Here is a 22,295-nt window from a genome sequence, read left to right on the forward strand (position 1 = left end):
ATTCCGTTTATCATCAAGCTTGTTGTTATTAACGTATCATCCCTAATTCCGAATACAATTATCCAACCGTTTGATTAACCGCAAGTTTGCAGCCAGTTTTCCCAGGCAACCACATTGCCGTCATCATAATTCTTGCTGCTTATTTTTTGTAATAACTCGTAAGCCAGCTTATGGTTATTAGGTTGATTTAATTGCAATAATTTCAATATTTTTTTTCCTCCTTTTTGAATAATTAATTTTTTAGCCTTATCCGATTCAGCAGCGTTAAGTAACACATAAAAAGCTTTATTTCTGTCCGTATTTTCGGGCGAATCCAGTAATTCAATAAAAGGATTTACATCAATATCATGGATGCCGGATTTGGACATCGTTCCACCTATCACACGAATGACATTATTTCTAACCTTGCTGTTTTTATCGGTCACATGGGGTAAAAGCAAGGATATGATTTCTTTGGGATCTTTAAAATGCCCCATTAAAAACGCTGCCGCTGCCCTTCGTTCGGGATCCGGATCCTGGTTTAACGTGTCAACAATCAGTTTTTTTTCTTTGATGGCGCCATCATTAAAGATTTTCAAATAGGGTTTCAGCTTTTTATGATGGAAACCACTTACGCAATGAAATACCGGGCAGGATAACTGTTTGCTATTCAATTTCTTATTAATCATGAGCTGTAGTTCAAGATTTTCAAAATCAATCATGGTATTTATTAAATCATTTCCGGGCTGATAAACAGCCATAGCACTTGTATTAATAAAACGAAGTCGTTTTTTATCATTCCTTTTAACCACTTCGATGGTTGTGTACTGGTTTTCATCATCAGGATAAAAAATGGTATTAAAATTTACAAAAAGGAAATCACCCTCTTTCTTGATTTGCTCTAATAATTGATTTCTTTTTAATAAAATTATTTCCAACTGATCATTAACGCCATTTTTATCATCCTGATTGATTTCCTTAAATTTTGTTAATAATTGACTTTCAATCTCACCCACCTGACTTCCATATTTTTTTATAAATTTATCCGCCTGTTCCGGCTCGCTCCCATACATATCTATAATGTTTTTGGCATTGACATGCAGGGATATAAAAATGCAGAGACAAAAAACCAGTTTTTTCATTATCACTTTTCCTTATTCACTATGGATTTTCGCGCAATTTAAATCGATATGACGTTCCATGTTTACACATATTGCACGATTCATTTCGTATTGATAACGAGCTATGGTATGTTCCGTTTTTTGAGGATTCCAATGAAATCGCCTTGTTCTGCTCAACAGAAAACGAACAAACATATCCAGCATTTTAAAATCAGGGTTGTATTCCTCAATCCATAGAAACTGTCCTTGCTCATTCACCTCCAGAAATATATGTCTGCCGCAGGGGGTCACAATAAAATCGAACGAACCAAAAACAATTCCTGTTTTGTGCATGAATACTCTGATCTTGTCTTCCAGATCAGGTGGTAATCTATAAGGCTCAATAATCATCTCTCCTTCTGGTATGGCTCGCCAATCTATTTTTCCATCCGGATGAATCTGGGAATGCAGTTTGGCAGCAACTATATAATCACCAAAACAGGTAACCCTCAGTTCAAATATTTTTTCAATTTCTATCTGAAAAATTCCGGGAACCAATTGTAAAATGTGATTATCAGGTAGATCCTTAAAATTAATACTGGAAGTATACGAAATTTTCACCTGCTCTTCTTCAAACCAAAAATTAGAACATAATGGTTTGTATATAACGCCATATTCCTCATATTTTGATAAAAAATTACGAATTTCCTTCGGATCATTTGAGCATAATGTGATTGGAATATCCATGCCACATTCATTTGCCATATTAAGTTGATACAGTTTTGAATTAACCTTGTTCGCTGCTCCCTTAGGATTAACCCACCAGGAATTTGGCGCCATATTATCGGTTAATGACTCATAAAATAATGTATTTTCCCTGAGAGCGAATTTATAATCTCCGGGATGAGTTTTATGCTGCGGGATATAGGGTTTTCTTGCCCTTCTCCACCATACTACTTCATAGTTTTCATGGAGAACAGACTCATAATCATCAGCACTTTTCCAACGATATCCGGTTTGATCAACGTATGCCGAATTTTTTAATAATGTAGGTTGATCAGCTGTAAATAGACACTGTACATAATGTCCCATGTTTTCCAATGCCATTTTCACAAGCAGGGCATGACTGTCATCCGGCTCCGTAGGGATTAAAAACTTCATTTCCCTTTTCCTTATATTTATAAATAAAAAATACATGAACAATCATCTTTGTATTGGGCCGCATGATCAATTTTTTTGAATCCACGCGGCCCTCGTTGTTCAATCTAAATAATTTATCTCCTTACCAGTCCACTGAAACATCATATCTGGCATCAACACCCTGCCCGCTTCCACCGGTAGCTTGTACCGTTTGTTTTGAAGTCCATTGCGATGATCCGCCGGATACCTGTTCCAGATCGTCATTAGATATCGTTTTAGCGAGATTATAGGCGAAAACACGTTCCTTATTATGCGTCATTTTATTCTCCTTTTTTAATAAAAATAACAGTTAAAAATACCCTTTCATTAGCCTTTTAAATGAACAGGAATTTCCTGAAACCCTGTGTAATCTTTCGTGTTTCAGGATGCGATATTATTGTTATTTTTAAATTTTTGGATATCCCCGTCGCGACGGGGTTGCGCAGAATTTTCTTTTATGATACTTGAATTGATTAATATTTGATGCTCAGAACCTGGTACAACGTTTCATTACCGTTGTCTTGCCTATTTATTATTGCCGCGACAACGGGCCAGGTCATGTAGCACCTCACCCGATTATTTTTCTTTTAATTGTAAAAGTTTTAATAAAAAATCCTGGGCTTTTTCAGGTTTGTTCGCTCTTATCGCCATATCAGTCAGTAATTGATAGGTTAGCTCGTCATCAATCAACCCATCAATGTGTTTATCGATAGCGGACAAAGCGAGATCATATTTCTCACATTCAAAAAGAATTTTCACCGCCAGAATATAAAAATATCGTTTATCATTGATGGTCGCGGCTTTATCCTGGGCAATAAAATAGTAATGCGCACTTTTAATGCACTGTTGTGCCCATAACGCGGTTTCGCCAACGTGTGCGTAAAAATACACATCCTGTTCAGGATTTTTTGCAAGGGCCCGTTCATAAAAATAAAGAGCCATTCCTGCATTATTAATGGCCAACGCATCACGAACCAAAACGATATCCTGGTTAAAGGTTGTCTGTTTTTTTTGAAATGTCTTCAAGTAATCAAGCAAGACCCGATTGGCCTGCCGTTTTAGTTTTTTGTCTACTTCGGGAGCATAGGCAATCATTTTGAGAATGATATATTGCGCCCAAAGATGATTAAGATCAGGGTCAATTAAATCATCTTCCAACTGTTTGATAATGACGGACGGATGTCTTTTTATTTCCCGGAATGTGATTGGCGTACCACCGTCACGATTCAGCAATAAAATGCTATAACCGACATCGACTTCGGATATATATTCCTGGTGCGTCAGCGTCAGGATTAGTGACTGTCCGGGAAACAGGTAGACAAGGCAACCTGAAACCAATAAAAAAAAGCTGGCTAATAACCAATAGGACATTAACCGCTTTTCATGTTTGATATGCAATTCATCGGGTACAATGTATCTCAAATGTTCCACAATGCGCATCCTTTAAAGAGTAATTGTTATCCGCAGCCGTCTGTAAGACATGATTATTGTGTTTTAACAGGCACTGATTCATATTAGCCAGTTTAAAATCTAACGGCACGTAGCCCTTTAATGACAATTGAAACGTATCCTTGTTTATTCTATGCCAGTGTGTAATTTCTGCGTTGGCATCAACCAGATAGGGTTCGGTCGGAGGCGTACTGGTAAAACGAATCCACGTATCACACGCGTTGCCGGTATGAATATAGTAATCATTATTAATAGCGCTATACCCCGCCACATTGCGACTTTTAGCGAGATCAGGAACACCCTGTCCAATCGGCCAGCGAAATTCCCTTAATGACTTGTTATTAACAATAAGCCAGGCCAACGACGTATCATCAGTGATATTTTTGGCAATCACCGTATTATTAAAATCCAAAACCTTATGAATATAATCCGTGACCTGTAATGGAATCACCAATTGCCTGACAGTCCATTTGTAAATACGTTTTAACGCCCGTAAGGAAGCCTGATCAACCGCCGCGTAGAAATGATAATAAATGGATATTGGTTTGTAACGCACGGGCTTGTCCGTCAATTCAAACGTATGAATAGCATTCTGAAACGCATAATAGGGAGGTGCCCAGTTGTCCGTATATTCAAACTCATTGGGAATAGGCGCGAACACCTGAATAAATTTCCCTGTATTAATTCCTAAAGGCCCCAAATTGGTGATGGATTTTGTGCTGTTTATGTAAATTTTTGCCATACCGTTAATATTCATTAACCCGGCCTGATAAGCTATTTTAAGTGGTTTTTCCAAAGGATTACTGTTTCCTGACCAGTAAATTGCAGTAACCTTCTTGTCAGAAGGCGCCAGAAACTTGTTAATAAACGCCACGGAGCCTGTAATTTCTTTCTGGAAGCTGAAATGATAATTTTTATCGGGGTAGGAAAGATATTCCGTATTCGGTTGACCTTCCTTAAGATTTGCCCAGTCCAGAGGGTGGGAATAAGTATGCGTGGCTATCTCCACCCAGGGCAATGCGAATATCCGCCTGGCTACCTTGGTGAGGCGCCTGGCGATATTGGGCGTGGATTTGATGATCTCAAATTCCCGCTGAATAATGGAGACACCGGTAGGAAGTTTATAACGATTTAATATTTGTTCCAGTATGACTTCCGCGGTAAATTTCCCGTGCATCCAGGGTATGCGGCTAATAAAGGCGTCACCATCGATATGTATGTTCAGAATTCTTCTGCCGCTTGCGGTAGTGACATCAGGAACAGGAAACTCGGGGAGTTTTAATGTTTTCCTGAAAAACTCAAACGGGTTTACAACCCAGCGAGATTGGCCACTATCAGGTAAAACAACAATATCATAGGGCGTCAAAGCATACCCTCCCCACGGCGTAACGACGATGACATCCTCCAGCAGGTCATCCGCCTGCACTTGCAAAAGCACCTGGCCGTTTTTACAGGTGACGCCAAGAAAATCAACCGGGATCGGCTGCGGCAAAGCTTCATAGCCAATACTCTCATCACGATATTTAATCCGAATCTTGCTTATGTGCTTTGAGTTTTCACGAACGGTGATATTTAAACGTTTAAACAACGGGGAATTGAGCGGCACCCCAAAATTCTGCATGAAAACCACAGGAATGCCTTGTTGGATCTGTTGTGTCAACCATTTTTCCAACCGTTTATGATTCTTGATAACCGGTTGATTAAACCATGTCAGGATTCCCGCGTAACGATCTTTCAAAACGCCTTGGGGCAAGGTCTCATCAACCGGTTGTAAAACAGGTATAAACCCCATGAATTGGAGCGGAAACGCACTATAAGCAAACGCCGCGATAGCCGTTGCGGGATTTTTGGCATTCTCAGCGTTTTTTTCATACAACAGCAAAATCTTGCGCGGTATCACTTCAACCGTTCCCACTCCCAGAGACTGCAAATCCCAGTCAGTAACCCAGGGAATAAATCCTGACGCGCTGATTTTCCGGGCAACCTTTCGTGCTTCGTCACGCCTGTCTATCGGAAGATAATCAATGACGATAACCGGTAAATGATAATCGCGGCGGATCGTCTCAAGCTTACCGGTCAACCATTCCCTGTCGTTTTTTGAAACCGCCTGGTATTGCTTTTTCTGCGGATTCCAGCCTGCAAACAGTGACTCGGCCGCAACGGCATCCACATCCTGATGAACCGCGTCCAATACCTCAAAACCACGGTTTGTAATAATTTTGGCTTTTGGATATTTGCTCTTGACTCGTTTAATAATATCAACGATTCCGGCACGTTGCTGTTGTTTTTGCTGTGGGGTTAATTTCAAAAGCTCATAAGAATCAAGAGTGTCCAGAAAAAAACCACGATAGCCGCTTTCCCATAATGGTTTAAAGACGTCATTGAGCAGAAAATCACGCCAGCCGGGATTGGCTAAATCCATAATATGACTGTCCCAGGCAGGATTTTTTCCTTTACGCCAGGCTGCGGGGATCCGCTTTATATAGTTTGCATGCGCATCCATTTCACCGATATGCACGTAAGCGTACAATTCACTGTAGGCATTATTATATTGTTTGGGATCCAGATCGTTTTGCGGCTCGACAACAACCACATTAAACGCGTGCAATTCGTCCAGGGGAGGATTGTTACCATAATAAAATGCCACCCGCGTATTATCGTTCAATGCAAACGACGTCTGGCAAAGAAAAAGCCCTATCATTGCATAAACGAAAATATGCGTCCTTGTCATGAAGTTGCCATAAGTGGGTAAATAGCGTTGGAATTTATTGTTAAATAACAATGAGAATAGTAAGTTGATCAACAACGTGTCAAGATAAATTTGTCATCAACCTTCGACTGTTCCGCACCAATCAGGGCGAAAGCCTGATAGAAAAAAATTATCACATCTGACAGCGGCCCAGTTATCTTTAATGGGAAACGCGTTCGAACTATTTTTTTATTCCATATTGTTTTTATTGACAAAATAATCAGTATAATAAGTGCTGTTGTCCTTACAATTCCCGAAAGTATGTCAGCTAGCACCATGTCGTAAGGGATATCGGGGAAATGATCAAACCCTTTCAGGGAGCCGATGACTGAGATGAGAAGGACCGCTCTCATTATATGTTTTGCTTATCTCCTCATGGGACAGGCTCAAGCTGTACCCACCCGTAAAGCCATAACTATTTTTGGCCTGGAGCAAGCCGGCCAATTCAAAAACGACAATCCTTACACTACGTATACTATACAGGCCGGTTCCTTTTCGAAACGCCCTAATGCCGTAAAATATAAAGCGATGTTATCAAACCGGATCGATATTCCTGTACGCATCGTTACCATTAACCAAAAACAAATGCTCTATCGGGTCATTATCGGGCCGGTTAAGGACACAGATACATTACATGAAGTAAGCCGCCGGTTACTCACCAAACCAGCCGGATATCATAAATCCCAATCCATCCCGACAAGTTTATCTCCGGACAAAAAAAGGAATCCTCAGAATTTTATAGCCTTTCCCGCCCGGGATAAAAAAATTTCCGAAAAACAAACCCGAACGGATGATAACGACAAAGACAATTACCGATCAGCGATTATCCCCATTCGCCTGACTCATCAACAATCCGGAAATCAACTCGGAACTCCCGTTAAATATCATATTCCTCTAACCGACAGGATTTTCCCAGGTGTGAGTCCTTCCCGGGAAAACAAATCCCAATCCCGACTATCCGGCAACCCACCTCTTTTTTTACTGGCCGCGGCCGGTGAGGGCGGCAGTGAGATGGCCATACCAATTAATTCGCCCGCCCCTACCGATTCGGATTCGTCGGACGAAACAATATCGTTTATTAAAAACGGTACCAAAGTCACTATTAACCTTACCCGCTATGATCCTAAAATTTATCGGTTGGCACATAGTGTGTTCGTGATGAACGGAGAAGTCGTCTTTGCCTATAAAGTGGCCAAAGCCGCCGTCAAGTACGATCCAAAAAGCATTGAATGGCGTCAAAAACTGGCTGAGGTATCACTGTGGAGCGGCAATAGTGAAGTCGCGCTGGATCAATATCTGTATTTTATCAACCATAATATTGAACCGGAAAAATACGCGGATAAAGCGTTAACTTTAGCAGGACAATTAAGCAACTACGATGCCCAGGTTACTATTTTACGCTATTTAATGAAGCAACATCCTAACAGCCCCGATCTATTTCTCAAATACATCATTGCTGTCCAAAAGCAGGGGTTTCCTCAAAAAGCATTGCGCGTGCTGAAAAAAATAGCGGGCGTTGACAATAACCTTGTCTATCTGAGACAAATGGCGGCGATTACCGAGGGCATTGACGAACCCGATAAGCAGATTCGCTATCTGAAACGGATCATAGCCATTGATAAATCGGATAACAACGCGAAAATGGCGCTGGCGTCCCTTCTATCCTCCCGAGGTGATTTTCAGGCGGCCTATCAGCTTTATACCGAAGCGGCAGCCACAACACCTTCCGAAGAGGTGAATTTCTGGAACAATTACGCAAGCATTTCCTTATTATCAGGCCATATCCGACCCGCCATAATGGCCTATAAAAAACTGCTGCGCATCAAATCGCTCGACAAATCCTCCGCCTTGCAGCTGGTATTTATGCAGCAGCTGGAGGGACAAAGCGCCAGGACATACCGCGACGCGATCATCATTTATCGGCAATATCCCGATATCAATCTGGCAAAAACCATTCTCTCACTGGGTATTGACTTAAATTTATGGCAAGAGTTAAAACGTTTTCTCGATGCTCTTTCGCCACAACAAATGGCCGCCTTGAGAAATCGCCCCCAGGACTCCATAGCCATCGCTAACATAATCCAGCATGCCGGACTTGTTATGGAAGCCCATGACGAATGGCAAAGAATATTCAGACGCTGGCCTGCCCTGGATATTGTACAAAGCAGTTATCTCTGGTTTTTAATTGATAACAATGACATCAAACAATTAACCTATACGCTGGATCGCTGGTCAAGAATACTCGGCTTTAAACCCGCTCTCTGGGAAGTTTACTCCTCGGCTCTTAACCAAATCGGTGATTATAAAAACGCACTCCGGATCATGAAACAACATCGCTCAACGGTTAATAACGATGTCTCCATGCTGATTAACATAGCCGGCCTGTTTACCCAAAACGATCGGAATTTTGAAGCCTACTATCTGCAAAGACGGGCAATATACCTGCTATCCGGACAATTGTCCGGGATCCCCATAGATAAAATCCCCTTCACTCAACAATTTCTGGTAGCGCAATTGATGTCCGGCCACGCACCACAATCCATGATCTACAACAGTATGGTACTGTTCAGCCAATATTTGTTCAAAAATTCTCAAGTCGATGATCTTATCCTGGATTGGGCGCTGGGCCAGAGAAATTATGATCTCGGAAATTACATTGTCAATATCCATAACGCGACAGGACTCGCCACAGCTCCCTGGATGCAGTTAACGCTGGCTCTTGAAAACAATGACCAGGATCTGTTGCAATTACTTTTGTCCGATTACCAGGATCTGTTGCCTTACCGGGACAGAGTCACCGCGGCCACCCGCACCGGTAATCTCACTCTGGCCGAGAATTTAGCCTACAAGGGACTGGAAGAGCATCCTCAGGATTCCGACATGTATGATCTGTTCATCGACACGATGCTACCGCGATCAAACAAAATTTCCGCCGGTATAGCGGAACAAACCTGGGGCAATGTCTATGGCCCGATAACGAGATTATCCGCTCGTGTTTTTGTAACGCCCTCACTGTCCGTCACACCATATGCAAGAGCCTGGTTTCCACGCACCGATGATCGGGCTATTGTTGCCACCACACCCTCCGTTGATGAAACGGTGGGGATATTGCTGCGCAAATACGTAAAACGGGGCTGGTGGCAGCTTAAACTGGCAGAAAGGAAGAGTCTTGATAATTTTTTCCCCATCAGTTATCGATGGCATCGTGATAATCTTGTACACAAACTGGATATGGATATAACCCTTGGTTATCATAGCCGCGCGGATGAAACAACCAATCTTGTTCTGGGCGGGATGAAAAACGAGCTCAAACTGGGCTTTAATTATTTTACCGACAGCTATAACCTGTATGATATGCAAGTTTCGATGAATCAATTTCTGGGTCAGGATGGCTTGCATCTGGGCGATGGACAAACCCTGGATGTACATTGGCAACATCGTTTTTATCTGGAGTATCCCGACTGGAATATCAATTTATATGGAACATGGCTTAATTACCAGACAAACACCGGGACCCTGTCCCCACTGCTTCAGACCTTGATCCCGGCCGGTTCCGATCCCCTGATTGCATTTTACATGCCCGTCAGCGATATTAACGGAGCAGTCACATTCGGATTCGGGCAGCAATACAGGAAGCAATACACCCATAGCTGGAAACCTTTCGGCGAAGCTGGCGTCATATACAGCAAGGTTTTTACCTGGGGCGCGGTAGCACAGGGAGGAATTGCCACTAGCGTATTTGGCCGTGATCATTTAGTGTTGTATGCTGAATATACTGTGAACCAGCAACAGGTAAACCAGCAGCAGTTGACAAATCAGCGACAGGAATCACAAATATTATATCTAATAGGGATCAGTTATGATTATTACTTCTAAATCGTTCATTGATGTTATAAGGCGCGGCCGATACATTACATTACGTCTCAGCCTTACTGCGTTACTAGGCGGGGTACTGGCCGCCTGTACCACTTTGAATCTGAATGTCAGTAATCGCCTGTCGCTACCCATGCACACCCCTATCGCCGTTGGTCCCCTGGCCAACCACTCTACAACCCCTTTGGCCAATCGTCAGGTTGAATCCATGCTGACAGGTTTATTACAAGTCAAGGGATTCATGAACATAAAACCCTATCCGCACGACAAAGCCTGTGCGAAACTACTCTATTGTCCTGATGAAACCAAGTCACGAGAACAAATCCTTCGCTGGGCGCGTGCGAACAAAATGGCATTCGTACTAACCGGAGCTACCAATGAGTGGCGTTACAAAGTCGGACTTGACGGCGAGCCGGTAGCAGGTGTCAGCCTGATCCTGATTAATGTCAATACCGGTAAAACAATCTGGACAGGCGTAGGCAGTGTTATTGGTACGAGCCGTTCCGGACTGGATGTTGTTGGGCAATCCCTGTTAAACAATTTACTCAAAAAAATACAACCAAGTTATTAAAAAATGAAATTTGAAAAGGATTTTTCCATAGCACTTGTTCAGAGGCGAAGCAGTTTCTGGAAGTCGATCGAGACGATCCTGATTACCTTGCTTCTGCTTCTGCTTATATACCTTAAAAACCCCAATGACCCGTTTTCTATCATGGGGCCTGTCCCATGGATAATATTCGCGCCTGTTTTTTGCAGTTTATTCTACGGCGCAGCCTATGGCATGAGTTCTTTAATTCTCATACTGCTATTTATTATTTTTCAGCTCCCGAAAGAAATATTTTATGATCTTCGCATCAGGGAATACATCATAGGAATAACCGGGCTTACAGCCCTTGCCAGCGTTTTCAGTTCGTACTGGATATCACGCATCAGGCACGTGGAGCATCTGAATCATTATGTTCGTGAACACCTGGAGAATTTATCACGGGATTATTTTCTGCTACGCATTTCTCACGAAAACATAGAGCAGGCCTATATTGTTAAACCTTTATCCTTTCGTGAGGCGTTTTCTCAAATAAAACAATATATTATCCGCAATGATTGTGAAATAAATGAGGAAAATGGTCAGTTTCTACTTGGTATTTTCAGCCAATACTGTTCTATTAACAATGCCGCATTCTGTTTATACAATGAAAAAAATAAAGATATACAAGCTGTTGCGTTTTTAGGTAAGGAATTCCCGATTTCACCAAATGACCCATTGGTAAAAAACGCCATCGATAATAAAGTTTCCACTTATCTGGCCATCAGCAGGTTGACCGAAGAAGATGATACCGATTTTCTGGCGGTCATTCCCCTGTTCAATGACGAACGCGATACGATAGGATTTGTCATCATCAAGGATATGCCTTTCTGGTCACTAACACATGATAACCTGGAAGTACTTAGTGTCTTTGCAGCTTATTTTGCCATGCAATGGTCGATCATCCGAGAAATCAGTCCGCTGTTAAAGGATTTTCCTGATTTTTCACCTGACTTCCTGTCTGAACTGCGATCCGTTATCCAACTTAAAAAATACAGCAATGTGGACAGCTCCCTGTCCTATTTTCTCGTGCCTCCCGGTGTTCAACAGCAAAATATCGTCTATTTAATAGAGCGGCAAAAACGTGCTCTCGATTGTTTTTGTGTTCTAACGATTAAACAAGTCCAATTCATTGTTGTCTTAATGCCGCTAACCAGTATGGAAGGGATTTTTGGGTATAAAAAGCGCATGACCGACTTGTTTAAAAGTGAACTGGGCGTTGAGTTAAACAAACAGGATGTGCTGTTCCGCTATCACCAAATCAGAGGGCAAAGTGAGAGCGACCACCTTATTAACCTGATAGAAGAAGCGACCCATGCTATCACTTAGCTACCTGTCCCATCCCCATAATATTGTGCCGATATGGCTATTGTACAGTTTGTTTTGTATACCATTGGTTTATGTTATGACCGCATTATTGCCGCATCGACTAAAGGCAAAACCATTTCCGCCCTTTATTTTTCTGTATGTTCTAGCCATCTCGATGCTTTTTTTAGGTGTTTTTTTTGTTTTTCTGCTGGTGTTGGTTTTTCATTATCAAAAACCGTTGAAAAATAACATACGTCCGTGGATTACAGTCGATTATCCGGACTATCAACGTTCTCCCCAATCGGAGAGGATTGTCTATGGTGAAGGCAGCGGGTTTAAATTGATCAAGGAGCATGTCTTGCCCAAGTTGGTTCGCCAGAAAATCCTGGTGGCCATCAATCAATTTGATTCAAAAAATGTAAATAAAATTAATTCGTTGGCATTGAGCGATGATTTGGATGAGATTCGTCTTTATGCTCATAGTCTGATTGAAAAACAGGAGCGAAAACTTTTATCACTGATAAAATCATATACATTGGAGCTTGAAAAAACAGACGATATCATTATTCAGGCTCAGTTTAAAAAACAGATTGCCGAAGCCTTGTGGGAAGGAGTCTATAAATATCTGGTGATTAATGAAAATCTCGCAATGACCCTTGATAAAATTAAACTTTATGCGGCAGAAGCCCTGGAAATGCTTCCCGATGATATGGAGCTTCCCTTGTTGCTGACTAAAATCGCCTTGCAGAAATCCGACAGCCGGGAAGCCAAAAGCTGGTTGAAACTAGCCATAATCAATGAAGCGCCCGATTATAAAATACTGGCCTATCAGGCTGAAATCTTATACCTTGAGCGTAATTATTCCAACATCAAGCCGATTCTTTGCGCATGCCGTAATAAAGGTATCTTTGGGTTGCAGCCCATCATCTCTTTCTGGACAAACCCATGATTGATACCCTTTTTGCCAGCAAGCAAGTAGATATACTTCTCTTTGCGGAAGGAACCTACCCTTTTGTGAAAGGCGGTGTGTCAACCTGGATTTTTGAGATGATCAAAAATCTTGCCGAATACCGTTTCGGGATTATATTTCTTGGCGCTTATGAGGGCTTATACGACGAACCCCTCTACCCTTTGCCCGAAAATCTCGTTCACCTGCAAATTGTCTATCTATTTCAGAGTGAAAATCAGGACGACATCCCCCACAAAAATAAAATCCATAAAAAAACATTACACGATATCAAAAGAATGCACGATATTTTCAAAAATTCGCATGAGTTACCCATCGGATTATCCGATTCCATTGGCGATATCGGAGAAATGATTGAACGGGGAAAAGGGTTTGATTATTTTCAGTTTTTACATAGTGAGGAAGCCTGGCAATATATTTCCGAGCAATACTGCAATTACAGCACCGATCCGGCTTTTATTGATTATTTCTGGAATATACGCAATATGCACGCACCCTTATGGCGTATGGAAGAGGTAATTCCCCAGGTTCCAATGGCCGGAATTTTACATACCATATCAACAGGGTATGCCGGCATGCTGGCCGCCATGGTACATCAACGATACGGCTTTCCACTTATACTTTCCGAGCATGGATTGTACTCCAAGGAACGTAACATCGAATTATTGCAAACCACCATGTTTTCCAAAGTTGATCGGTTACTTGCCAATGTCAAGACGTTTAACTATCAGCACCGATTATGGCTCAATTTTTATAATACGCTTGCCCGCATCTGCTACCATAACGCCAATCCGATCATCAGTCTCTTCGAAAATGCCAGCATCCAGCAGCAAGCGGCCGGCGCGGACAGCAATAAAACCAGAGTGATTCCCAACGGCATTGATATTCCCAAATTCGCTTCCGTCAGACGCCCCCCGGGGACGCCTGTTCCTAAAATAGTCTGCTATGTGGGGCGTGTGGTTCGTATTAAGGACATAAAAACATTTATCCGTTCCGTCGCTATCATGGCAACAAAGGATAAAGACATCATAGCCTGGATAAAAACAGCGGGCAGTGATGATCCAGATTACAAACAGGAGTGTCTCGATTACATCGCCTTAATGGGATTGGAAAACAAAATCAAAATTGTCATGGAAGGAGACATGCTGGATGTCCTGGCTCAAATCGGCGTGCTTGTTTTATCATCCATCAGTGAGGGCATGCCCCTGGTTCTGCTGGAATCCATGGCTGCCGGCATCCCGGTGATTGCTACGTCTGTGGGTGCTTGCCGGGAAATTATTGAGGGGCGCGATGAAGAGGACAAGGCACTGGGTAAGTGCGGCTCGGTGGTATCTATTGTTAACGCCTCCATGCTAGCCGATGAAGTTGTGAATTTGCTTAATAATCCGGACTTGTGGTTACAAATGCGGGAAGTTTGTATCAAGCGGGCAGAAAAATATTACAATCAAACGGATATGCTGTCTTCCTATAGAAAAATATACAATACGGCAATGGGCATATGGCAGGAATAGGCATAGAGTTACGAAAATTAACGGATAACGATTCATTCTGGGGATTTCTGCGTGCCCATCTTTATGCCGGCATTTTAAGCAGCGGCGCATGGATTATATCCATCAGTATCCTGATAGCCATTTATTTTTATCTCAACGACCGCCTGGGTCCTGTTTTATTTTCGATTCAGTTTCTTGTTGTAATCACCTATCTTATTGCCGTCTCTCTGATTTTGAGTGGTATTTTTCAACATACCCTGAACCGTTTTATTGCCGATCGCATATTTGACAAGAAACTCGATTTAATTTGCCCCAATTTTTTTACGGCAATATTGATTTTAACTATTCCCGCGACCTTAATAGGCTATGTATCTATAGAATTGTTATTCGCCAACCAGTCCCTTTTGTTAAAAATTCTGCTGGTCTGCAGTTTTGTTGAATTAAATCTCATCTGGGTGTTCTCCAACGCGTTTGCCGGCTTGAAAAAATACCGTTTTATTTTATTTTCCTTTTTAATCAGCTACGCCATTATTTTTCTTCTGGCCATTTTATTATATTCCTATCAATTGCCCGGTTTGATGCTGGCTTTTTGCATTGGCCATACCTTGCTTCTTCTCGCGTTTTTTGTTTTTCTGCTGCATAATTATCCGTCAAAAAAATTTCTTGGATGGGAAATAATACAATTTCTGAAAAAATATCAATCTCTGGCCTATGGCGGATTTTTATTTTATCTGGGTGTCTGGATAGACAAGTTTTGTTTTTGGATTAACCCGAATACCAGCCTCCCCATCCTCGACTCCTTACGTGCCTCTCCTGTATACGATATGCCTATATTCATCGCGTTTTTACTTATGATTCCTGGTATGTCCATGTTTTTTTATGAAATAGAAACCAATTTTTCACGTTATTATCATCGTTATTATGACGCAATTCGTGACGGAGCCACATTACAGGAGATCCATGAAAAACATATCGAAGTGGTTGCCATGGCAAGGACCTGTATATTTAACACGTTAAAAGTTCAGGCGTTTACTGCGGCATTTACGATTATTCTGGCTCCTGAGATATTAAATCTGCTTAAGTTATCACCGGTTTTTGTTTACCTGTTGCGTATAGATATTATCGCATCCTCATTACTGATTTTGTTTATTGGCCAGTTAAACTTGTTGTATTATTTGAACATGCCCAAAAAAGCCGCTTATATGGCCCTTTTATTTTTCCTGCTGAATTTCCTTTTTACTTTTTGCAGTTTTTATTTAGGGCCACTGTACTATGGTTATGGTTTCGCATCGGCATTATTGGTATGCAATGTTGTCTCTTTCGTATTGCTCATTAAATCCTTTGAAAAATTGACCTATTATTCATTTATGTCAGTTAATAACTGACATCGCAGGTTAAAAGAACCGTAATTTATCTAACAGTGCTGTTTGGGATAGGTTGGTCAACTTCCTATAGCCCGCCATGAAGGCAGAACCGGAATGCGGGATAACATTCACTTAGCTATGCGCCTGTGTTCCTGAACATGAAACCCGCAATACGGCCACAGGCCTCCTTACGGGCTACCGCTCTTTTGTAACAAACCTGACCAACGAGCATCCGGCACGGAACTGTTAATTTCAGATAAACTTCGGGTTCGTCTTAATAGTCCGATGCTTTGTAGTTGTCCACTTTCTATAGAGCAGATCTCATCCGGGCCATGCCCATGATCATATTTATCTCGTGCCGGCTCAATAATAGCGCTCGCCCTTTTTTCTTCGGGTTGCTCTGATAAGTTATTATCCAGCAAGCTATTAATGCTATTCAGAACGTTGTCGGGACCATGAATAATATCTTGCTGTTTTCTGTAAATACTGTCTTGCAGTTTATAAATAGCCTGACGCTGCTCACCAAAAACCATATAGTCCTGTTTTCGGGTTTTATAATGGTAAAACGCCAGTGCCGCAGCTAATAATAAGCCGCCCCCTAACGCCACACAAATCCCTACCGGACCTGCCAAAACAATAAGACCGGCCAGGCTGGTTCCCATTATTTGTGCAGCCACGGCCAAGCCTAACCCCGCGACCCCCAATGCACCGGAGTAGGCACATAAAAAACTGCCCGTCGAACTTAACGCGACATATATTTTATCTTTCCCGGTTATAAAATCGGCCGCGTTTCTTTCATTGCCTTGCAGGCTTTCCGGTTTGTTAATGGTTTTTTTTAATTCCTCGCGTATAAATTCCAGTTCTTTTCTTTCCTGAACGGTGAGCGAAGGCTGTGAAGACAATTGCTGCACCCTTTTTCTGATATTCAGCAGCAAAGCCAGCTCCGCTTGCAATTCCTCCAGCTCCCACACCGCATTTTTCTCTGATTGCATTTTTTTATAATTAGCATACATGATGATGCTAAATCCCAGGATGGCGATGACCGCAAAACCAATATTCACTCCCAAAGCCACCGCGGCACTGGCTCCCACCAATAATCCACTATAGGCAAACGACTCCGTTAATTCCGCGATGGATGCGGAAGGGCAAAACGTTTCAATCAAGGCGGCTGTAAAACTTTTACTTTTTAATCGCCCTACATGTTTTTGTCGTATACGCGATACACTATCCAGATGTTCTTTTTTATAACCAGGGGCCGGTTCAAGCAATAATAATTTTTTATAGACAAGATCGTCTTGCAGTTTTGCCGCCATAACAAGCGGCGTTTCACCTTGATTATTTTCCACATGAAGTAATGACAACGCACGTTTTTGAGATTCTTTTAGTACACTTGCTTTATTGCCGCGATCCTTATCCTGCCATTTTATTTTGTTTTTTCTGTCCTTTGCCGCTGCTGAAATTCCGAGCATTTCGTAGACAATATTAAAATAGCCCTGTTGTACGGCAAGATGCAGCGGGGTGTTGCCTTGATGGTTTTGCAAGGTTATATCGGCATTTTCAGCCAGTAAACATTTGACAAACGGCAAAGCGCCCTTCATGACCGCAAGATGCAAAAGCGAGTTTCCCTCCCCATCAATATCATTAAGGCAAGCAGCGCCATGTAGGCCTGTCTGGTTGACAACCTCTTGTTTAAAGGCTGTTTTGTCCCCCTTCAAAAGCGTGACTTTCAATGTTTCAATCATGCCGATTTCCATAAATAAAATAAAAGGAATAAATTGCATTATATCGAGTGAAGCTTAAGAGAAGGTTAGGGCTTGTTGCCGATTATAGTCCGGCAAGTCTTTGTAAGGGGGTAAAAAGCGACATTAGCAATTACGCTGGCTTTCATGACGGGCTATAAGGAAATAGTATATATTGCGGAAACAGGTAACGCGCCGGAGCCAGCATCCAGGCTAATAGCCGGCGTTTTTGAAGTTGAGCAACCTTCTTCAAATCCGGACGACGCGCGTCTCGCAAATAGCCCGACTTCATGTGTTAGCCCGGAACAGTCCACTAATTTCATGCTATCTTCTGCCGGTTTTTTATTTAGTGCCGCCATCATTGCAATACAATGGCTGTACATTTCAAAAACATAATTCACCAGTCTCGGTTCAAGATAATCAACATCGGGAATACGGATAGGGATGCCTTGAACCGCAATGTCAGGCATGCAGGCCAACAACACCTCTCCCGCGGCATTACGAATAGCTTTATTTTCATGGATCAACAGTTTTGTAAAATTTTCAATCACACCAACCAGCCTATCCCGTGTCAATTGTAATGTAACAGCGCCAATAATTTTTACAGCGTCTTCGCAAATATCAACCTCCTCATCGATAATATCCTCATGGGTTAACAACTCACTTAACTCATCAACCAATTTGCCTGACTGTACTTGCGACAAACGAGGTGCGACTTTTTTTATAATGCGTAAGGCAGCATGATAAACACACTCCCCTTTATCCTTCATCAACCCGGTTAATTGGTTAACCAATATATCCCCCAGTTCTTGTGACAAACCTGGTGCCGCTTCCTTTATAATTTGCCGGGTAAGATGGCAATTATACTTACCCTCTAGCTGACCCGTCAGCATACCAACCACTTGATCCAATTGTTCTTGTGACAAACGATTCACAATACTTGCTATAATTTCTAAAGCCGCATGGCGGACATGTTTGTCCTCATCGACTAACTGGTTTAGTAACAGATCAACCAAACTATCAAGTTGTTCCTGAGACAGGTGTGGTGCAAGAGATGCCACCATTCGTTTGACTTGGTAGATAGCATAATGGTTATTAAGCTCACTAACCATTTGATACGCTTGTTCTTTTGACAGGAATGGTGCAATGCCCTCTATAAGAAGTTGTATGTCCGAATTTATATTTTCTATCCAACCGATTACCTTCTTAACCAGCTTATCCAACGGCGCCTGTGACACACATGGTGCAAGAGCCACTATAGCCCGAGCGTCGTAACAGTTAAGAGCCATATCATAAAATGGTGACCATTCAGCAATTGTATTAACCGCTTGATCCGACTGTTCCTGTGACAGGCGTAGCACAACACGTTCTAAAATTTCTAAAGCAGCATGACGATCAGATTCGTCCCAAGCCTTTAATTTGTCGTTTATTAATATATCAATCAAATTATCAAATTGTTCCTGTGACAGATGTGGCGCAAGAACTGCCAGGATTCGTACGATGTTTCTGTCTCTATATAAATAGGGATAACCCTGCTTGTTAGCTCATTAACGAGTTGATTTGACAAGAAAGGTGCCATGCCTTCTATAAGTCGTATAAACTCAAAATGCGTATACGTAGTTACATCCTTTGTCCAACCAATTACCAGTCTATCCAACAGTTCCTGAGTCGCGCATGGTGCAAGAGCCACTATGGCTCTTGCCGCGTCCTCCGCTATATCGTGAGACTCTAGCCAGCCGGCAAATTCATTAACCGCTTTACTCGACTGCTCCTGTGACAAGTGTGGTGCGATATTTTCTATGATTCGCACGACATCATGACAAACATATTTATATCCGAACCATTCTGGCAACCTTGAAACCAGCCTATCCAGACGATCCTGTGACAACCGGGGCGCAACAATTTTTATGACTGGCACAATGTCTTTAACATCATCATTGGGCATTAACCGGCTTGTTAATTTATCAAACATTTTATCCGATTGTTCCTGTGACAAGTATGGCGCCAGGCGTTTAATGATTTGTAAGGCAACAGAACGAACCGCCGCCCTGTCCTTATCATTTACCTGGTCTTCAGGGTCATTCGGCACTTTATCTGATTGTTTCCGTGAAAAGCTCGGGGTCACTTTTTTTATAAGACCTGCCGCAGCATGATGAAGGTATTTTCGCTTTTTATTTGTCCATCCTGTTAACTTATCCGAGCGCCTTTGTGAAGGATATGGGGCAATATTTTCTATGGTTTCTACAACATCATACTGAGCATGCCCTCGCCCATCCTTTATTCGCCCTGTTAATTCATCGATCAATTTATCGAACTGTTTCTGTGATAAACGTGGTAACGCTTTGTTTATGATTTGCACAATTGTAGCATCGTACTCATAATATTCCTTACCCAGTAACTCGCCTGTTACTATTAACTGTCCCATCAGTACATCAACAATTTTCTCCAACTGTTCCTGTGGCAGGCGTAGCACAACACTGTCTATGAGGTTCAGAGCCGCATCAGAAGCCTTATTGTTCTTACCCGTTAACCGGCTTGTTAACTTATCAATCAAATTATCCCAAGATGCTTGCGACAAATGGCGTGCGCTATTCCTGAAGGCTTCACCAATCAGGCTGCGATCCTCATAATGCCACGTCGTCATTAAAAATCCTGTTATTTTATCCACTAAATTGTTTATTTTTAATCCCAACAGCACGCTTAACAAATGAATAACTGCCAGCTTGTGCGGGAACGTTCCGGACGGATCTTGAAGGGATCCGGATAACCGGTGATACCATTCGATTTTGAGTTGGTTCAAAGAGGCGTTTTTAAGGCGTTGTGCCTTCTCACTTAAAAAGATAAACACCCTGTCTTGAGACAACCATGTTTCGGCCAGCATTTTCTGGTACGTACAAGCCTCAGGGCCTTTTCTTTCAAATACCGCTTCTATACAAAAAATATAATGAGGGAAAGAGGCGTTTTTAAATTCAAAAAGGGTTCTCAGGGAAAGATAGGGAGAAAGCTTTTGTTTTATCAGATATTCATCAATAGAATCTAATCCAACCGCCATTTCCTTATGACCGGCTATCATTGTGCCATCTCCAACCAGGGTTTTATTTTTTCTTGCAGGCTACAAAATTATCGTCTTTTTACCCGTTTTAACAAACGCTTTTTCCGCTTAATCTGGCGATCGGTCAATTTGTTCTTTTTGTCTTTAAAAGGGTTGGTTCCACCCTTGAATTCCAACTTTAACGGCGTACCAATCAAACCCAGTTGAGTAACAAATGTATTGTTCAGATAGCGTTTATAACTTTCCGGCAAGGAATCCAGCTGATTACCATGAATCACAATGATTGGGGGATTATGGCCTCCGGCGTGGGCGTAGCGCAATTTGATCCGTCGGCCTTTGACCATTGGCGGGTTATGTTGCTCAACAGCGTCCTGCAGCAAACGGGTTAATTTGGGCGTTGAAAAAGCTTGCACGGCTGATTGATAGGCTTGTCCGATATCCTCAAACAGCAGACCCACACCGCTGCCATGCAACGCCGAAATAAAACGTGTTTTTGCAAACCGGACAAAATGCAGGCGCCTGGATAATTCCATACGGACTTGTTCCTTGTGATCCGCTTCCAGTCCGTCCCATTTATTAACGGCTACGACCAGTGCCTTGCCGGCTTCAATGATAAAACCCAGCAAATGCATATCCTGCTCGGTGATCCCTTCCTGTGCATCAACTAACATCAGACAAACGTGGGCTTCCTTAATGGCTTGCAGGGTTTTAATAATGGAAAATTTTTCAATTTTTTCATCAACACGTGAACGACGCCGAACCCCCGCCGTATCAACGAGCACATAGTGTTTCTCGTCTCTGACGAAAGGAATGGCGATGCTGTCGCGGGTTGTACCAGGCATGTCATAGACCACCACCCGTTCTTCACCAAGCATACGGTTGACAAGGGTGGATTTGCCAACGTTGGGTCGCCCTACAAACGCAATTTTAATGGCATGGTCTTCTGGTGTTAACGCGTCCTGATCGGCGTTACTTGTAAAATTTTCGGTAATGCTGGTTAAAAGAGTCTGGATTCCGCGACCATGAGACGCGGAAATCGCATAGATATTGTTAAAACCCAATGATTGAAATTCCGCCGCGGCAATTTCTTCATCCAGGCCGTCTGCTTTGTTAACAACCAGATAAACGGGTTTATTTATTTTTCTTAGCCGAAGGGCAATACTTTCGTCAATCCCCACAAGCCCTGCCCGGCCATCTACCAGAAAAAGGACAATATTCGCTTCATCTATGGCTGTTTCCGATTGTCTGGACATTAATGTATCGACAGCCGCATCATCGACACCCACGCCGCCCGTATCCACCACAATAAAGGGCTTGTCTTCAAAAACAGCTTGCCCGTACTGCCTGTCACGAGTCAAACCTGGAAAATCAGCGACTAACGCATCCTGTGTTTTTGTCAAACGATTAAATAAAGTGGATTTGCCCACATTCGGGCGACCAACTAATACAACGACTGGAATCAT

The 22,295-nt window shown here is 42.3% G+C and carries 15 protein-coding genes; 6 read left to right on the top strand and 9 right to left on the bottom strand.

Annotated features, from left to right (window positions below; translation table 11 throughout):
• Positions 1-74: 74 nt before the first annotated feature.
• The 5 genes from CKW05_RS08595 to CKW05_RS08610 form a co-directional block, all read right to left on the bottom strand.
• Positions 75-1,121: a HEAT repeat domain-containing protein gene (locus tag CKW05_RS08595; RefSeq protein WP_058484228.1), complete on the bottom strand. Its 1,047-nt coding sequence runs from the start codon at positions 1,119-1,121 to the stop codon at positions 75-77.
• A gap of 12 nt (positions 1,122-1,133) precedes the next feature.
• The gene (locus CKW05_RS08600) at positions 1,134-2,276 is read right to left on the bottom strand and encodes a hypothetical protein (RefSeq protein ID WP_157737719.1); all 1,143 of its coding nucleotides are present in this window, start codon (positions 2,274-2,276) and stop codon (positions 1,134-1,136) included.
• Positions 2,277-2,361: 85 nt separating this feature from the next.
• Positions 2,362-2,538 carry a bacteriocin gene (locus CKW05_RS15325; protein WP_126338227.1) on the bottom strand — a complete coding sequence of 59 codons (177 nt, stop codon included), beginning with the start codon at positions 2,536-2,538 and terminating at the stop codon, positions 2,362-2,364.
• 296 nt (positions 2,539-2,834) lie between these two features.
• Positions 2,835-3,689, bottom strand: coding sequence for a hypothetical protein (locus CKW05_RS08605; RefSeq protein WP_058484226.1), 855 nt, complete (start codon positions 3,687-3,689; stop codon positions 2,835-2,837).
• Positions 3,658-6,438: a bifunctional glycoside hydrolase 114/ polysaccharide deacetylase family protein gene (locus tag CKW05_RS08610; protein WP_058484225.1), complete on the bottom strand. Its 2,781-nt coding sequence runs from the start codon at positions 6,436-6,438 to the stop codon at positions 3,658-3,660. The genes CKW05_RS08605 and CKW05_RS08610 overlap by 32 nt, the downstream gene beginning before the upstream one ends.
• A gap of 351 nt (positions 6,439-6,789) precedes the next feature.
• Here CKW05_RS08610 and CKW05_RS08620 point away from each other — a divergent pair, with 351 nt between their 5' ends.
• The 6 genes from CKW05_RS08620 to pelG are packed head-to-tail and all read left to right on the top strand — an operon-like array spanning position 6,790 to position 16,062.
• Entirely contained in the window at positions 6,790-10,332 is a 3,543-nt protein-coding gene (locus tag CKW05_RS08620) for a tetratricopeptide repeat protein (protein WP_162264432.1), read from the top strand.
• Positions 10,316-10,900 (top strand): hypothetical protein, encoded by a 585-nt coding sequence (locus tag CKW05_RS08625; protein WP_058484222.1) that lies wholly within the window; start codon positions 10,316-10,318, stop codon positions 10,898-10,900. The genes CKW05_RS08620 and CKW05_RS08625 overlap by 17 nt, the downstream gene beginning before the upstream one ends.
• A gap of 3 nt (positions 10,901-10,903) precedes the next feature.
• Positions 10,904-12,241, top strand: a complete 1,338-nt coding sequence (locus CKW05_RS08630) for a PelD GGDEF domain-containing protein (protein ID WP_058484221.1) — start codon at positions 10,904-10,906, stop codon at positions 12,239-12,241.
• Positions 12,228-13,169, top strand: coding sequence for a hypothetical protein (locus tag CKW05_RS08635; protein WP_133141143.1), 942 nt, complete (start codon positions 12,228-12,230; stop codon positions 13,167-13,169). The genes CKW05_RS08630 and CKW05_RS08635 overlap by 14 nt, the downstream gene beginning before the upstream one ends.
• Positions 13,166-14,698, top strand: a complete 1,533-nt coding sequence (gene pelF / locus CKW05_RS08640) for a GT4 family glycosyltransferase PelF (protein ID WP_058484219.1) — start codon at positions 13,166-13,168, stop codon at positions 14,696-14,698. Before CKW05_RS08635 ends, pelF begins: the two co-directional genes overlap by 4 nt.
• Entirely contained in the window at positions 14,686-16,062 is a 1,377-nt protein-coding gene (gene pelG, locus CKW05_RS08645; RefSeq protein WP_058484218.1) for an exopolysaccharide Pel transporter PelG, read from the top strand. Before pelF ends, pelG begins: the two co-directional genes overlap by 13 nt.
• Positions 16,063-16,229: 167 nt before the next feature.
• Here the strand turns inward: pelG and CKW05_RS08650 are convergent, their stop codons facing one another.
• The 4 genes from CKW05_RS08650 to der form a co-directional block, all read right to left on the bottom strand.
• Positions 16,230-17,783 (bottom strand): ankyrin repeat domain-containing protein, encoded by a 1,554-nt coding sequence (locus CKW05_RS08650; RefSeq protein WP_082642833.1) that lies wholly within the window; start codon positions 17,781-17,783, stop codon positions 16,230-16,232.
• Positions 17,784-17,935: 152 nt separating this feature from the next.
• Positions 17,936-19,225, bottom strand: coding sequence for a hypothetical protein (locus tag CKW05_RS08655; RefSeq protein ID WP_058484217.1), 1,290 nt, complete (start codon positions 19,223-19,225; stop codon positions 17,936-17,938).
• Entirely contained in the window at positions 19,222-20,853 is a 1,632-nt protein-coding gene (locus CKW05_RS08660) for a hypothetical protein (protein ID WP_058484216.1), read from the bottom strand. Before CKW05_RS08660 ends, CKW05_RS08655 begins: the two co-directional genes overlap by 4 nt.
• A gap of 47 nt (positions 20,854-20,900) precedes the next feature.
• The gene (gene der, locus CKW05_RS08665; protein ID WP_058484215.1) at positions 20,901-22,295 is read right to left on the bottom strand and encodes a ribosome biogenesis GTPase Der; all 1,395 of its coding nucleotides are present in this window, start codon (positions 22,293-22,295) and stop codon (positions 20,901-20,903) included.

This window comes from Legionella spiritensis, from assembly GCF_900186965.1.
GTDB lineage: Bacteria > Pseudomonadota > Gammaproteobacteria > Legionellales > Legionellaceae > Legionella_C > Legionella_C spiritensis.